This window comes from Nocardioides salsibiostraticola, from assembly GCF_054783655.1.
In genome coordinates this window covers 68955-83428 of the sequence record NZ_BAAGQD010000006.1, presented here as the reverse complement: position 1 = coordinate 83428, position 14474 = coordinate 68955, and the positions used below count along the sequence as shown (strand labels likewise).

The following is a 14474-nucleotide window of genomic DNA, read 5'->3' as shown; positions in this document are numbered from 1 at the left end:
TCGAGCATGCCGAGGCCGGCACGACCGGTCGCCGTCGAGGCTGCCTGAGCAGCCATTGACTCGTCGGGGACGTCAAGTTCATCGAGTACGCAGGCGACGAAGCTGCCATCGTCCTCGAAGCCGCACCGGTCGACGATCTCTATGTGGTGACCTTGGTGAAACCACCAGGCTCGGACTGGTGGCGGGTGTGGGGCCTGTCGCACAACGACTTCCTGACCGCTGCCCGCGTGCACGGCGACTGATTGGCAGATCCACGTCGCACAGATGTGGCCGTCGCTGCCCTGCTCTGCCTCATGACGCATGTGTCCAACCGCCGCCTATGCACCGCCATCAGCGAGCGTCGAGCACCCTGCTCAGGAACCGCTTCGTGCGCTCGTGCTGTGGATCGGTGAGCACTTCCGTGCCACCACTTTCGGCGACCACACCGTCGTCCAGGAAGAGCACCTGGTCGGCGACGTCGCGGGCGAACCGCACCTCGTGGGTCACGATCAGCATGGTCCAACCCTGCTGCGAGAGGTCACGGATGACGGCGAGCACCTCACCGACCAGCTCGGGGTCCAGTGCCGAGGTGGGCTCGTCGAGCAGCACGACGTCGGGTCGCAGGGCCAGGGCCCGAGCGATTCCTACCCGCTGCTGCTGGCCACCGGAGAGCTCCGAGGGGTGGGCGTCTTCCCGGTCGGCCAGGCCGACCTGCTCGAGCAGCACCCGGGCGTCGGCCACCGCCTCGTCGTACGGGCGGCCCTGCACCTGCACAGGACCCTCGACGAGGTTGCCCAGGACCGTCTTGTGGGGGAACAGGTGGTGCGACTGGAAGACCATGCCGCTGCGCGAGCGCAGCGCCCGCACTTCGCGCCGGCGCCCGGCACGGTCGTGAGGCTTGGCGCCGAAGTCGACTGCGGCGTCGCCGATGCGCACCACGCCGCTGTCGGGAGTCTCGAGCACGTTGAGGGAGCGAAGCACGGTCGTCTTGCCCGAGCCCGAGGGCCCGAGCAACACGGTGCTCGAACCCGACGGCGCGCTGAACTCGACGTCGCGCAGCACGGGGGTGTCGCCGAACGTCTTGCTCAGCCCCCTCACCTCGACCAACGGGGCAGTTTCTTCGTGATGGGTCGTCATACCGCGAACCTCTCCAACCGCTTCTCGAGCTTGTTCTGGCCGTAGGACAGCAGTACGCAGACGACCCAGAAGTACGCCGCAGCCATCAGGTAGAGCGGCAGCGGCTTGCCGGTGACCGAGGCGACGTTCTGCGTCACCCGGAACAGGTCGGTCACCAGGACCACCGAGACCAACGAGGTGTCCTTGACCAGCGAGAGCAGCGTGTTCGACAACGGCGGTACGGCGATCCGGGTCGCCTGGGGCAGCACGATGCGCCGCATCGTCTTCCGGTAGCCCATGCCGATCGTCGTCGCAGCCTCGAACTGGCCCCGTGGCACCGACAGGATCGCACCGCGGATGATCTCGGCCGCGTAACCGCCGACGTTGAGGCTCAGCGCCAGACAGGCCGCGACGAAGCCCGGCAGGCTGATCCCGATCTGCGGCAGTCCGTAGAACACGATGAACAACTGCACGAGCAGCGGGGTGCCCCGGATGGCCGAGATGTAGAAGCGCGCCGGGAGGCGAAGAACCCGTAGCGACGACATCCGCGCCAGCGCGGCGACCAGGGCTAAGGCGAGGCCGGCGAAGAAGCTGATGATCGTCAGCGGGATCGTCGCCTTCACCAGGGCCAGGGTCGTGGGCCCTGCCGTGTCGCGCAGGACGTCCCAGGTGCTGCGTCCACCGTTGGTGCCTGCGACCTCGGGGTCGCTGCGGTCGGCGACGTCGTCGACCGACACATCGACGCCGAAGTACTCCTCGGAGATGTTGGCCAGGGTGCCGTCGTCCCGGAGCACCGCGAACGCCTCGTCGGCGCGATCACGCAGGGCCGCCTGATCCTGCGGGAAGACCAGGGCTTGGCGCCCGACCTCGCCACCCACGTTGCCGGCGATCTTCACCTCGTCGGTGCCGGTCGAGGCCAGGTAGTCGAGCACGGCGATGTTGTCGTTCACGAGCGCATCCACCCGACCCTGAGCCACCAGCGCCGCGGCCTGGGGCAGCCCCTCGACGGCCTGCACCGTCGCCCCCGCGTCACGGGCCACCTGGGACCAGTTGCTGGTGGCCGACTGGGCCGTCGTCACGCCGGCGAGATCCTCGAGCGAGGTGATGTCGTCGGTGCCGGCCGCGGTCACGATCACGCCGCGCGAGTAGGTGTACGGCTCGGTGAAGAGGTAGTTCGCCTCACGCTCGGGGTTGATGGTCACCTGGTTGGCGATCGCGTCGATCCGGCCGGAGTCGAGGGCCGCGAAGAGCGCGTCGAAGGGCGCCGTGACGAACTCGACGTCGAACCCGGCCTCCTCCCCCACGGCGCGCATCACGTCGATGTCGTAGCCGGTGAGGTCACCGGTGGACGGGTCGCGGTAGCTGAACGGCGGGTAGGTCCCCTCCGTCCCGACCCGAACCACCGGCCGGTCGCCCTCGCTCGACATCGAGGCAGCCGAAGTGGTCGGCGCGTACGCCGTTATCAGACCGAGCGGCGCGATGAGGGCGAGCGCCATCCACAACCATCGCGGGAGACTCTTGAGTGCGTGCACGGAGGCCGAACAGTCAGAGTCGCTCGCCCATTCCTGAGCATGCCGTCGTCGAGTTTGGGGGTCGGCCTGACGGGTACCGCCCCGCAGTCACACCCACCTCTCGCAGAAGGAGCCATCGTGTCGGACGACAAGCAGGTAGCCAAGGAACTGGTCGAGACGCTCAAGGACGGTGAGCAGGGCTTCGCCAGCGCGGCTGAGAAGTTAAAGGGCGACGACCACTCCGTATGGGCCGCTACCTTCCAGCGCCTATCCGAGCAGCGCGCCGAGTTCCACCGCGAGATCGTCGCCCTCGGTCACGACTACGGCGACGACGTCGATGAGAGTGGTTCGGTCGCCGCGACCGTGCACCGCGGGTGGCTGTCGCTGAAGGACGCCCTCACCGGCGACTCCGCCGAAGGTCTTCTCAAGGCGGCGTCGACCGGGGAGGACCACGCCGTGTCCGAGTACGAGAAGGCGCTCGAGCAGGATCTCAGTGCCGGCTTCCACGAGGTTGTGAGTCGGCAGCACGCCGCGATCCTCGCCGCACGCGACGAGGTGAAGGCTCTCGAGGTCGCGGCCTGACCAGCCGGATTCGCGACGGCAGCCGAGGCCCGCTGGAGTCATGAGACTTCAGCGGGCCTCGTACTCGGCGACCTTGTCGAGCTCGCCATTCGTCAGGGCGCGGCGTACGCCGACTGACCCATGAGAAGTCTCAGGCTCGGCTGAGGTCGACCGGCGCCTACCGTGTTGACCAGATGTCGCTTGTGGCGTAGTGATTGTCGAACTCCTGCGCCGATGCCGCGATGTCGGCCAGGTCGGCCTCACCGCTATGCACCCGCCCGAGAAGTCGGTAGTAGTCGAAGCGACGCACCCCCGGGGTGAAGACGACCAGAATGTCGGCCCGCTTTCCCCTGGGTGGCGCGAACGCATGGGTCGAGCCAGGAGGCACGAGGAGGAAGTCGCCCTTGGCAAGATTGACGATCACGTCGTCGACGAGCACCTGAAGCTCCCCGTCCAGGACATAGAAACTTTCCGACGCGTGGGTGTGCATGTGGACGGGTGCACCGGGTGAGTCGACGTCGAGGGTGGCGCGGTTGATCGTCACCGCGCCGCCGGTTTCCGGAGCATCCGCGAGCAGGGTGATGAGGCTGGTCGACCCATCGGTCACGGTTTCGGCCTGAGCGGCGCGTACGAGTACGGGTGTGGCATTCATGCCGGTCTCCTGGTGGTGGGTGGGTTCAGCCCGAGTGGTGGAAGTGGTTCAACGTGGCATCGCGGGTGTGTGGATGGATTCGCTCGACGTCAGCCCTGATGTCCGCGATCGTTTGCTCGGCCAGGGCGGCCCGCCACGCCAGGTCCGCCCTGCGCATCGCGCCCGAGATCAGGCACGTCTCGCGATAGTCGACCTTCGCGGAACCCCCGGGACCGTGGCGCAGCAGCTGTTCACACCGAAAGAGCTCCTCGCGGCCCTCGATGGCCACGACAACGTCGAGCAGGGTGATCTGATCGATACGCCGAGCCAGACGAAATCCCCCGCGGGGCCCGGAGACCGACGACAGAATGCCGGCCCGCGCCAGTGCCTGCAGTTGCTTGTTCAAGTACGCGGTCGGGAGCTCGTAGAAGGCGGCGAGCCTGCGCCCGGTGATGGACTCTTCCGGGTCCAACCAGGACATATTCAGACAGCTGTGCAATGCCCACTCGACGCCCTGGCTCATCTTCATATTCCGGATATTACATGTCTGGAATAGCAGAGACCACCGGGTGGTGAAGAGAGGCATCGACTGAGCGACGGACGTGGGCGAGCCGTCTCTGTTCGGGGCCGAGGCCCCGCTAGCGTCCGGGGATGGCCAGTCCTCGTCGATCCAGTGCACGTCGACGCAGCGGATCCTCACGCCGGGGCGGGACTCGGCAGCCACCGCGACCGTTGCCGGCCGCCGGTCCGGGCGAGCGGCTGTGGGTGCTCGACGTGCCCTACGGGACGACGGTCGACGGCGCCTCCTGGCATCCGGCGGTCAAGACCCACCTGTACGTCGGGCGCTCGCTGCCAGCGAACCTCGCGCCCTACTCCCCCGGTCCGTACACGCTCGGCCGGTTCGTCGAGAACACGCTCAATCCCGACCACCCGACGCCCAACCCCGTGGCGACCGAGGAACTCGAGCCCCGCAGGATCCAGTTCGAGGCGGCCGATGCGATCGCGGATCGCGCCGCGGCGGGCGGACGGCAGTTCCTGCTGGCCGACGAGCCCGGCGTGGGCAAGACGATCTCCGCGGTCCTCGGGGCGACCGCGGTGGGCGACCTGCGCGGTGCGCAACGAGTGCTCGTCGTCGCCGACCGACCCGCGGCGATCACGATCGGCCACTGGTGCCGCACCATCACGGCGCTGGGCGACGGCGGGCTCGACTGGGTCGTGATCACGTGGGACCGGCTGGAGAAGGTCACCGATCACACCTGGGACGTGATCATCGCCGACGAGGCTCACGCGCTGCGGCGTACGACCACGAAGCGCTGGAAACTCTGGGCACGGATCTCGGGTCACGGGCGCCCTCACGACAAGGCACCGTTCGTGATCGCTGTGACCGCGACGCCCGGCCACACGCCGCTCGAACTGCCCTACCTTGCTCCGGCCTACGCGCAGGTGCTCGGCGAGCCGATGAAGGACTGGACCTCCGCGACCCAACCCGGGTCGACCTTCACCAGCGCCCTAGAGCGACACGGCGTGGGGGTGGATCAGGGACGGTACGGCGCCACGTGGACCACCGACCCCGCCCGGCGCGCGTCGGACCTCAAACTGGTTCGCGGCTGGCTCGACGAGGAGCGGCCTCCGGCGATGCTGCACCGCGCCGCACCGTGGGGTCCGGTGCCGATCTCCGGCATGCCGGTGGCGCTGACGCCAGTGGAGCGCACGGCGTACGAGGCCGAGTGGGGTGAGTTCTGTCGGGAGATGGACATCGCCCGACACGGCCGCAACATCGCGAAGGGGCGAGCCGCGCTGCTGCGCTTCCGGCAGAAGGCCGGCCTGATCCGCGTCGACTCGACGGTCGCCTGGATCGCCCAGCAGGTCGAGGCCGAGCGACAGGTGGCGTGCTCGGTGGAGTTCGTCGCGACCGCGGCCGACCCCATCGCCGACCGGTTGCGTGACTCCGGCATCGAGGTCGCCACCATCTACGGCCGCGACCGGTTCGACCCCGAGGCCGAACGGCTCCGCTTCCAGACCGGGCAGGCCAAGGTCTGCGTCTTCACCACGGTCGCCTCGATCAGCCTGCACGCCGGCGAAACCCTTTCTCAGGGCCGCCAAGCCAGCACCGAACCCCGGGTCGGCGTCTTCCACCAAGCCCGCTTCTCCGGCATCGCCGCACGACAGGTCACCGGCCGCACCCACCGCGACCACCAGGTCTCGCCGTGGCACATCGCCTATGCCGAGGGCACCGTCGAGGAAAAGGTCGGCAAGGTCATGGTCGAACGCATCGCCGCCGCCTCCGACACGGTGGGAAGCGACACGACCGGCCTCACCGCCCTGGCCGAACTCCTCGGAGCCGACTGGCTACCGTCCGCCACCCTGACCGACGTCGACGCCTGACCGCAGACCCACCAGGAGCGCTCGGAGTTCATCGGACACCGGGGCCTTGGTGTTGGTGGCGTAGGAGAAGGTGACGATCAGCGACTCTCCGTCTGCTGCGACCGCGCCGTGACGGTGGCTCACGGCCCGGTAGAGCATCACGAACCGGTCCTCGCTGATCTCACCGATCCGCGCACCAACGGTGACGGTGTCGGGGTGGGTCAGCGGGATCCGGAACCGGCAGCTCGCCGAGTGCAGGATCGGACCGACGTCGTTGGACTGCTCGATGGCACCCAGGCCGAGCTCGGCGAAACAGGTGATCCGCGCGGTCTCGAAGTAGCGGAAGTAGACGACGTTGTTCACGTGGCCCATGGCATCCATGTCGCCCCAGGCGACAGGGATCTCCACCTGAACCGGGAAGTCAGCCAGCAGTTCGGAAATGCGGTTCGTGTCGGTCACCGGCACAGGTTAGCGATCTCGACTCAGCGTGAGCGCTCAGGCCTTCTTCACCACGGAGGACTTGAGCTGCATCGACCCGAACCCATCCACCCGGCAGTCGATGTCGTGGCCGTCGACACCGTCGACCAGACGGATGTTGCGGACCTTGGTGCCCGCCTTGATCGGGGTCGGGTTCCCCTTGACCTTGAGCGTCTTGGTGACGATCACGGTGTCGCCATCCGCCAGGACCTTGCCGACCGCGTCCTTGACGACCGACTCCGGCTCCGCCTCCACCGGGTCGGAGCCCCACTCGTGCGCGCACTCCGGGCAGACCAGCAGCGCACCCATCTCGTAGGTGTACTCGCTCGAGCATTCGGGGCACGGGGGCAGGGAGTCAGACACGGGCGTCAGCGTAGCGACGACCTGCCACGCCCAGCACCTGGTCGCGAAAAGGTTCACAGACAAGCCACAACCGACGCACAGACCCTGCCCACGTAGGTCGTGTCATATGGGGTCATCAACCTCCCAGCCACCACCTGAGCCCCAAGGATCCCCATGTCTGTCTTCGCCTTCATCGCGGCCGATCTCATCGCCATCGGCCTCATGGTCTTCGCCCTGTACTTCCCGCGTCACCGCCGCCGCGACCTGATCGTCGCGTTCATGTCCATCAACGTGGGCGTCATGGGCGTCACCTACGCGATGGCCACCGCCGACCTGTCGCTCGGTTTCGGGCTCGGCATCTTCGCGGTGCTCTCGATCATCCGCCTCCGGTCCACCGAGATGGACCACGCCGAGATCGCCTACTACTTCACCGCGATCGCGCTCGGACTGCTGGGCGGCTTCCCCTCCATCTCGCCTCTCGTGAGCTTCACGCTGATGGCGGTCCTGCTGGGCGTCATCGCGGTGGGCGACAGCCCCGCCCTTTTCTCCCGGGCCCGTCAGCAGACCATGGTGCTGGATCGCGCGATCACCGACGAAGCCGTCGCCCGCGACCTCCTCGGGGCCATCCTCGGTGCTCGCATCGACCGGGTGACGCTGCGCAAGGTGGACATGGTCTCCGAGACCACCCTGTGCGACGTCAGGTTCACCCTGCCCCTGGCCGAGCGCAGCGCGGACGATTCGTTGGACGCTCACCTGGGCAGCGCCTCCACCGGGGCCTCGTCCGTCACCTCGCCGTACGCGACCACCGCGGGGATCCGATGACCGACTGGCTGGACATCGTCCACACCCTTCCCGCCCTCACGCTCGACGAGGTGGACGAGCGTGCGGCTCTGCAGACCCGGGTGGACCGGAAGTACGTCGTCCGCCCCCACACCTGGGGCGACGTGCTGGGCTCGCTCCCCGGGACTCCGAGCGTGCTCCAGATAGAGGGTCGCCGCAGCTTCCGCTACGCCTCGACGTACTACGACACCTCGGACCTCGACAGTTTCCGCGACGCGGTACGCCGTCGGCCCCACCGCTACAAGGTGCGGACCCGGCACTACCTGGACACCGGCTCCGTCGCCGTCGAGGTGAAGACCCGGGCTCCCTCCGGCGCCACGGCCAAGAGCCGCGAGTGGTTGCACCCGGACGCGCGGGGGGCCGACGGCCTCCTTCCCGAGGCAGCGGCCGACTTCGCCGCCGGGTTCGAGCGGATCGGCGACCGGGCTCACCTGCTCGCCGAGACGCTGACCACGTCGTACGAACGCGTCACGCTTGTGACGGCCGACGCACGGGTGACCGTGGACCGGCACGTCGCGGCAGCCGACGCTCACGGCCGGCGCATGGACTACGGCGACGTGCTGATCGTCGAAACCAAATCCGCCGGTGCCGCCGGCGATGTCGACCGCGCCCTGTGGGCGAGCGGCGTCCGCCCGGCGTCCATCAGCAAGTACGGCACCTCGCTCGCTGCCCTCCGCCCCGACCTCCCCTCGAACCGGTGGTCGCGCTCCCTGCGCCGCTACGTTCCCACCCCTGCCGCGTCCGCCGCGGCCTCCTAGAAGGACACGACATGAAGAAGCCCTCCCACCTGCTCGCCGCATTCACCCTGGGCGCGGCGCTGATCCTCAGCGGTTGCAGCACCACCACCGATGTCACCAGCGCGACCGGCACGACGTCGGCCGTGAACGTCTCGTCCGTGTCGGGCCCCGTGACCGAGCTGAGCTATTCGGACCTCGCGATCGACGAAGCCGACCTGTCCTTCGACGTGGCCAACGCAGTGGACGTCACGCTGGCCGACGACTCCTCCGAGGGCGGCGACGGCGTCAGCATCGACGGCGACACCGTCACGATCACCACGGCCGGAACCTACCGGATCAGCGGCACGCTGACGTCGGGTTCTCTGGTCGTCGACGCGCCTGACGGGGTGGTCAACCTCGTGCTCGACGGCGTGGACATCACGGCCGCGGACGTGGCCGCGATCAACGTCATCGAGGCCGACCACGTAGTGGTTTGGCTGGCAGACGACACGAAGAACGTGCTCGCTGACACTGCCGGCAGCACAGTGGACGACACCGTCGAGGACTCACCCAACGCGACCCTGTTCTCGACCGCCGACCTGTGGATCGCAGGTGACGGCGCACTGTCGGTCACGGCGTACGCCGCTGACGCGATCACCTCGAAGGACACCTTGGTCATGGCCGGGAGTGACGTCTCGGTCACCGCCGCGGACGACGGCGTACGCGGCAAGGACCACCTGGTGATCACCGGTGGCACGCTCATCGTGGACGTCGAGGGTGACGCCCTGCGATCCGACAACGAGTCGGTGGCCGACGAACCGGACGCAGCGGTCGGCGTCGTCTGGATCGACGGAGGGACGCTGGACCTCACCGCCGGCTCCGACGCGATCGATGCCGCCCGCCAGGTCACGATCCTGGACGGGGACCTGACGGTCGCCGCGGGCGACGATGGCATCCACTCCGACAACGTCCTGCGCATCGCCGGTGGAGACGTGAGCATCACCGAGAGCGTCGAAGGCATCGAAGGCGCCTATATGTATCTCTCCGGTGGCGACGTCTCGGTGGTTGCCTCCGACGACGGCATCAACGTTTCGGGGGGCGCGGAAGAGCTCGCCGAGGAGACGGCCGAGGCAACCACTGACACCGCCGCCGATCCCGGTGCGATGGAGGGCGGGCGTCCCGAGGGTGGCGGAGGGATGGGTGGTCCGCCGATGGAGGGCGCCGGCCCTGAGGACGAAGCCACCACCACCGACCCGGTCGACGATCTCGGCGCGCTCACGGTGTCCGCTATGGAGGGAAGCGGCTTCGGCGGCCCCGCCGAGGGGGACAACGGGACCCGGTTCTTGGAGTTCAGTGGCGGCACGTACGTCGTCGACACGACCAGTGACGGCGTGGACGTCAACGGATCCATGTCTATGACCGGGGGCACCCTCGTGGTCTCCGGAACCGAGAATATCCGCCAAGGTGCCCTCGACGTGGACGACGTGTTCACCATCTCTGGCGGAACGCTCGCAGCGAACGGCATGGCCACCATGGCGGTCGCTCCCGGCGAGGACTCCACCCAGGCCACCCTCGCGCTCACGCTGAGCAGCGTCGTTCCAGCCGGCACCGTCATCACCATCACCGATGACGACGGCACGCAGGTCTCCTCCTTCACCACCCCGAAGGCCTCGGAGTCCTACATCTACTCATCAGAGCTGCTCGAGGCGGGAGCCGAGTACACGATCTCGGTCGGAGGCGAGGTCACCGGGACGAGCATCGGCTGGCTCGTCCTGGACGGTACGGCCACCGACGGCACCAGCCTCGGCACGGTCGTCGCCGACTGACCTCACCTCGAGGCCGCTGTCTGGTGATCACCCGCCGGGGTCAGGTCAGGAAGTGAACCCCGTGCCGATGGGTCAAATCGTCAATACTCACGCCGGCCGCGAGGTCGTCGAAGAACGACTCGATCCCACCAGGGACCGCAAGAATCAGCTTGCTTCCCGGCGTGTCACCCACGACCCGCCAAGCGTGCGGAACCCCGGCGGGGAGGTAAACGAAGTCGTGTTCTCGGGCCTGGAACCTCTCGTCTCCACATTCGATCTGATAAGCACCGCCCAGGACGAAGAACGACTCGCTCTCCTGAGCGTGAGTGTGGAGCGGGGCGCCGTCGCCGACGGGGGCATGACTGACCAGCAGGCTGAACGCACCATCGGTTTCTGCGGCGCCGGCAAGGACGCTGCCGCCCGCGCCTGGAAGTGGCGGGCCCTCACCCGCGTGCCTGACGAACCCCTTTGACATGTGCTGGAGCCTACGCGCGAGTCACCAGAGGCGGGTGCGGATGCTCTTCCGGTCGTGGTGGAGCGTTCGTTCGTCAACAGCAACGCGCCCGAACCTGACGGCCGCCTGGGGAATGGCCAGATCAGATCTCCGCCGCGTACTGGGCAAGGCGGTCAGCCAGCTCTTTCGGGTGCGAGAGCGCGACGTAGTGGCCGCCGTCGACCTCGTCGGCGTCGATGCCGAGGCGCTCGCGAGCATGGCGACGCGCCCACGGTGCAGGGAACATCCGGTCGTCACGACACAGTAGGTACTTCGTCGGTGTATCCGGCCACGTCTCCAGCGGCCATGGTTGCTCCAGCGCGATGGCATCCTCGCCTCGCTCGCGGCGAATCGCCTCGGCCACCAGGACGGGCGGCACATCGTTGTAGAACACGTCCTCGTCGCCGCTGGTCTTGTGGCTCGTGTTGGCCCACCAGTCGGAGAAAAGCTCGCCGGGCGCCGGAACCATCGCAGCGACGAGGACCAGCAGGTCGGTCCGTATCCGCGCACACACGAGTGGTGCGGTGAAGCCGCCGAGCGAGTGCCCCACTACTACGAGGTCGTCCGGTGTGCCCACTGCTTCGACGACGGCGTCGACATACTCCGACCATCCCGCCGAGGGCTCCTCGTTGGGAAGATCGACGGCGACCACCTCGTGGCCGCGGTCTCGAAGCAGCGGCGTGACGCGATGCCAGTCCCAGGCGGTCCCGCCGCCACCGTGGATGAGTGCGAAGGTGGCCACCACCTCACGCTAACACCGGCACATCGTGAGCCGTTCTCGAGAGACCACCGCGTTCGCCAAGCATGATTGATTACGCTTCCACGTAAGGATATGCACGCAGCCAATGTTCGGGCGATGAACGGCTTTCTGGCCGAGATGGTCGACGGCGGTGCGTTCGCCGAGGTCACCGTGATCTTCGATGCGGCCGCGATCGCCGGGGTTGCCTCATGAGCCCGATCGAAGGGCGCGGCCCGGTGGTGATCTGCACCTACCGGGTTCGCGACGGAGAGCAGGCCGCGTTCGAACGGTGGCTCGAAGTCCACGCGCCGACCCTGCGTGAGCTGGGCCTGATCACTGACTTCCCGGCGCAGGTTCTGCGTCGACCGGCCGCCTCGATGCCCGTCTACGTAGAGGTGTTCGAGTGGGCCAGCACCGATGCTGCCGAACGGGCCTCCGAGGTGCCCGAAGTGATAGCGATCTGGGAACCGATGGCCGCGCTGTGCGAATCGCGTGACGACCGACCGGGTCTCGAGTTCGCCTCGTTCACCCGTCTGGGTCAGCAGGGATGAGTACTGCGCCGTCACCCCTCGCCGAGCTCGATGACGTCGCCGTCGTGTTCGAGGCACTCGCTCACTCGGCTCGTCGCCAGATACTGCTCGTGCTGCTCGCGCGTGGAGAGTCGATGACCTCCAAAGAGGTCGCCGAACGCTTCTCCACCACGTGGGCCACCGTGAGCCGCCACCTCAAGACGCTGCAGGAGGCCGGACTGGTTCACCTTGTCGAGAGTGGCGATGGGCGCGAACGCCTCTATCGCCTCGACGCCTCTCGCCTCCTCGACGTAGCCGGCGCGTGGATCGGCCGCTTCGAGCCAGCATCGGCAATCTCGCCCGCCTCGCCAGGGCAGGTCCGGCAGATGTTCACCAGCAACCAGCTACTCAACAAGCAGGACCGGATCCTCGACAACCTGACCCCCGCCGAACTTGTTCTTGAGAATCGCAAACAGTTCTGACGCGACGCCCACTCGACGACGGCCTGCGAGGCCGGCGCGTCCCACTGCTCGGCGCTGGACCTGGCTAGGGTCGCAACGTGCCGACCCCCAAGAAAGCAGCGACGTACGCCCGTCGTCGCAAACGGCGGATGTCCAAGGTCGAGCACGACCTCACAGACGCACAGTGGCTCGCGCTCAAGGCTGCGTGGGAGGGATGCGCCTACTGCGGGGCTTCCAACAACGCATTGCAGAAGGACTGCGTGCTCCCCATCTCCCGCGGCGGTCGCTACACGCTCGACAACGTCGTGCCTGCCTGCGGGTCGTGCAACGCCAGCAAGTGCAACGCTGAGGTCACCGGCTGGATGCGCCGCAAGAAACTGGACGAACAGCAATTCTTGACCCGCCAACTCCAGCTCGCTCGCGCGGTCGCCACGCCGTAGAACTCCGGGCGCCAGCCCTGCTTCACTCGACGTCGATAGCGTCGGCTGCCCTGGCAACCGCCGAGAGCGCGATGTCGTCGCCGGTCCACGAGAAGGCGTCGAGGGCGGTGTCGGCCAGTTTGATCACGTGTTCATCGCCGTGCCGGCTCGCCCGGTCGAAGGCGTCAGCGGCTGTCGCCGGCGCAGAGGGGTACGGACGACCTGCGGTAGGTGAATACGCGGCATGGACGGCCGCCGAAGCTGACCATGCCGCCGATGCACTGGCTGACCAGTGCTCCGCGGGCAGTGAGGGAAGCACCCGAAGTACTGCATTGGGAGCCGTCGCAGCATGGACGAGCATCACGGGGTTGCCGTGGGCGTGGGTTGCGTATCGCCGGACAGCGGCGGTCACCAGGTCGCGAAGGAACCCCTCCCAATCCGCGGGTGCCGCTATCGCACGCCGGGCTTGCGGCCAGCCAACCGCGGACTCCGCATCGAGCAAACCTCCCGGACCGGTCGCTCCAGGCACCCGCTGCCACCGTGCCGCCCAATACCCCAGTCCCTGCGCCAGCTCGGCGACGCGCGCTGGGGTCTCGCCCTCCTCGCGCAGCACCCGCACCGCGTGACCGACCCGGATCACCCCGTGCGTGGCGCCCGCGGCGATTCCGGGGAGGAGGCGTGGCCACCAGGTCCGAAGCACGTCGGTCCACGACTCTTCACGTAGCTGCTCCTCGAACCAAGCAAGCCAATCACCCAACCGCCGCGGATCGCCCAGCGCACTGCGCCAGTCGTCGATCCTCCGTGACGATCCCGGAACGGCTTCGAGGCGCCGGGCATACCCGTCGAGCCAGCTGGAGATCTCGTCCTCGTGTCCGTGGCGCGCGAGGGCCTCGGCCGCCATCGGTCCGTGGTTGCTCAACCAGCCGTCGAACTCAGGCCCGGTCAGCCGGAGGCGGTCGTATGCGTCGTCGAGCACGTCGTAGGTCATACGATGATTGGACAACCTCAACATAAGTTGAGGTCAAGGGATGGTGAAACATGACATCGCACGCGGAAGTCCGAGGCCAACACCTCACACCCGGCGCCTGCGCAGAGCGCTCGGGAGTGAGCGTCCCGACGCTCCACTTCTATGAACGAGAAGGGCTCATAGAGAGCACGCGCACGGCCGGCAACCAGCGCCGTTACAGCCGCGACGTACTCAGGCGCGTGGCGTTCATCCGGGTCTCTCAGGGAGTTGGGATCTCCCTGGCCGACATCGCGGTCGCTCTGGCGACGCTGCCCTCTGGCCGTACGCCGACCAAGGCGGACTGGGCGCGGCTCTCGCAGAGGTGGCGACAGCGATTGGACGAGCGCATCGAACATCTCCAGCGACTTCGCGATTCGCTCGACGGCTGCATCGGGTGCGGATGCCTGTCGCTGAAGGCGTGCGCTCTCTACAACCGCAACGACGAATTATCTCAGTTGGGCGCGGGCGCCGTCCGTTGGGACAGGCGGGTCGAGCAGGACTGACC

Annotated in this window: 18 protein-coding genes; 9 read left to right on the top strand and 9 right to left on the bottom strand. The window is 67.8% G+C overall.

Translation table 11 applies throughout. The annotated features are described in order from the left end of the window. Nucleotides 1-330 precede the first annotated feature (330 nt). Nucleotides 331-1116, bottom strand: coding sequence for an amino acid ABC transporter ATP-binding protein (locus ACYVLV_RS04570; protein ID WP_460808028.1), 786 nt, complete (start codon nucleotides 1114-1116; stop codon nucleotides 331-333). Then, a complete protein-coding gene (locus ACYVLV_RS04565; protein WP_460808027.1) occupies nucleotides 1113-2591 on the bottom strand; it encodes an ABC transporter substrate-binding protein/permease in 1479 nt (492 codons plus the stop codon). Before ACYVLV_RS04565 ends, ACYVLV_RS04570 begins: the two co-directional genes overlap by 4 nt. Before the next feature lie 153 nt (nucleotides 2592-2744). Between ACYVLV_RS04565 and ACYVLV_RS04560 the strand changes: the two genes are divergently transcribed. Next, nucleotides 2745-3188: a ferritin-like domain-containing protein gene (locus ACYVLV_RS04560; RefSeq protein ID WP_460808025.1), complete on the top strand. Its 444-nt coding sequence runs from the start codon at nucleotides 2745-2747 to the stop codon at nucleotides 3186-3188. A 157-nt stretch (nucleotides 3189-3345) separates the two neighbouring features. Here the strand turns inward: ACYVLV_RS04560 and ACYVLV_RS04555 are convergent, their stop codons facing one another. Together ACYVLV_RS04555 and ACYVLV_RS04550 are read right to left on the bottom strand one after the other, a co-directional pair. Next, complete coding sequence (locus ACYVLV_RS04555) at nucleotides 3346-3819, bottom strand: cupin domain-containing protein (protein ID WP_460808024.1); 474 nt, start codon at nucleotides 3817-3819, stop codon at nucleotides 3346-3348. Nucleotides 3820-3844: 25 nt separating this feature from the next. Further along, complete coding sequence (locus ACYVLV_RS04550; protein ID WP_460808022.1) at nucleotides 3845-4327, bottom strand: RrF2 family transcriptional regulator; 483 nt, start codon at nucleotides 4325-4327, stop codon at nucleotides 3845-3847. A 122-nt stretch (nucleotides 4328-4449) separates the two neighbouring features. On the opposite strand from ACYVLV_RS04550, the gene ACYVLV_RS04545 reads away from it, so the two are divergent. Continuing rightward, nucleotides 4450-6183 (top strand): DEAD/DEAH box helicase, encoded by a 1734-nt coding sequence (locus ACYVLV_RS04545; protein WP_460808021.1) that lies wholly within the window; start codon nucleotides 4450-4452, stop codon nucleotides 6181-6183. Here the strand turns inward: ACYVLV_RS04545 and ACYVLV_RS04540 are convergent. Together ACYVLV_RS04540 and ACYVLV_RS04535 are read right to left on the bottom strand one after the other, a co-directional pair. Then, a complete protein-coding gene (locus tag ACYVLV_RS04540; RefSeq protein ID WP_460808020.1) occupies nucleotides 6148-6621 on the bottom strand; it encodes an acyl-CoA thioesterase in 474 nt (157 codons plus the stop codon). The genes ACYVLV_RS04545 and ACYVLV_RS04540 overlap by 36 nt on opposite strands. Before the next feature lie 36 nt (nucleotides 6622-6657). Next, on the bottom strand, nucleotides 6658-7002 hold the full coding sequence (locus tag ACYVLV_RS04535) for a zinc ribbon domain-containing protein YjdM (protein ID WP_460808019.1): 345 nt from the start codon (nucleotides 7000-7002) through the stop codon (nucleotides 6658-6660). A gap of 153 nt (nucleotides 7003-7155) precedes the next feature. Here ACYVLV_RS04535 and ACYVLV_RS04530 point away from each other — a divergent pair, with 153 nt between their 5' ends. From ACYVLV_RS04530 to ACYVLV_RS04520, 3 genes are read left to right on the top strand one after another with little or no spacing between them, the layout of a single operon-like run. Next, nucleotides 7156-7803 (top strand): DUF4956 domain-containing protein, encoded by a 648-nt coding sequence (locus tag ACYVLV_RS04530; RefSeq protein ID WP_460808018.1) that lies wholly within the window; start codon nucleotides 7156-7158, stop codon nucleotides 7801-7803. Beyond that, a complete protein-coding gene (locus ACYVLV_RS04525; RefSeq protein WP_460808016.1) occupies nucleotides 7800-8579 on the top strand; it encodes a polyphosphate polymerase domain-containing protein in 780 nt (259 codons plus the stop codon). The genes ACYVLV_RS04530 and ACYVLV_RS04525 overlap by 4 nt, the downstream gene beginning before the upstream one ends. Nucleotides 8580-8590: 11 nt before the next feature. Continuing rightward, nucleotides 8591-10363, top strand: coding sequence for a carbohydrate-binding domain-containing protein (locus tag ACYVLV_RS04520; protein ID WP_460808014.1), 1773 nt, complete (start codon nucleotides 8591-8593; stop codon nucleotides 10361-10363). 40 nt (nucleotides 10364-10403) lie between these two features. Here the strand turns inward: ACYVLV_RS04520 and ACYVLV_RS04515 are convergent, their stop codons facing one another. Both ACYVLV_RS04515 and ACYVLV_RS04510 read right to left on the bottom strand, forming a co-directional pair. Continuing rightward, nucleotides 10404-10817, bottom strand: coding sequence for a cupin domain-containing protein (locus ACYVLV_RS04515; protein ID WP_460808012.1), 414 nt, complete (start codon nucleotides 10815-10817; stop codon nucleotides 10404-10406). A 121-nt stretch (nucleotides 10818-10938) separates the two neighbouring features. Further along, nucleotides 10939-11580, bottom strand: a complete 642-nt coding sequence (locus tag ACYVLV_RS04510) for an alpha/beta fold hydrolase (RefSeq protein ID WP_460808011.1) — start codon at nucleotides 11578-11580, stop codon at nucleotides 10939-10941. A gap of 203 nt (nucleotides 11581-11783) precedes the next feature. Here ACYVLV_RS04510 and ACYVLV_RS04505 point away from each other — a divergent pair, with 203 nt between their 5' ends. From ACYVLV_RS04505 to ACYVLV_RS04495, 3 genes are all read left to right on the top strand, one after another. Next, complete coding sequence (locus ACYVLV_RS04505) at nucleotides 11784-12125, top strand: hypothetical protein (RefSeq protein WP_460808010.1); 342 nt, start codon at nucleotides 11784-11786, stop codon at nucleotides 12123-12125. Beyond that, on the top strand, nucleotides 12122-12565 hold the full coding sequence (locus tag ACYVLV_RS04500; protein ID WP_460808008.1) for an ArsR/SmtB family transcription factor: 444 nt from the start codon (nucleotides 12122-12124) through the stop codon (nucleotides 12563-12565). The genes ACYVLV_RS04505 and ACYVLV_RS04500 overlap by 4 nt, the downstream gene beginning before the upstream one ends. A 77-nt stretch (nucleotides 12566-12642) precedes the next feature. After that, entirely contained in the window at nucleotides 12643-12984 is a 342-nt protein-coding gene (locus tag ACYVLV_RS04495; protein WP_460808006.1) for an HNH endonuclease, read from the top strand. Nucleotides 12985-13006: 22 nt separating this feature from the next. On the opposite strand, the gene ACYVLV_RS04490 is transcribed toward ACYVLV_RS04495, so the two are convergent. Beyond that, nucleotides 13007-13951: a questin oxidase family protein gene (locus ACYVLV_RS04490; protein WP_460808005.1), complete on the bottom strand. Its 945-nt coding sequence runs from the start codon at nucleotides 13949-13951 to the stop codon at nucleotides 13007-13009. A gap of 50 nt (nucleotides 13952-14001) precedes the next feature. Here ACYVLV_RS04490 and soxR point away from each other — a divergent pair, with 50 nt between their 5' ends. After that, nucleotides 14002-14472, top strand: coding sequence for a redox-sensitive transcriptional activator SoxR (gene soxR / locus ACYVLV_RS04485; RefSeq protein WP_460808004.1), 471 nt, complete (start codon nucleotides 14002-14004; stop codon nucleotides 14470-14472). Nucleotides 14473-14474 lie beyond the last annotated feature (2 nt).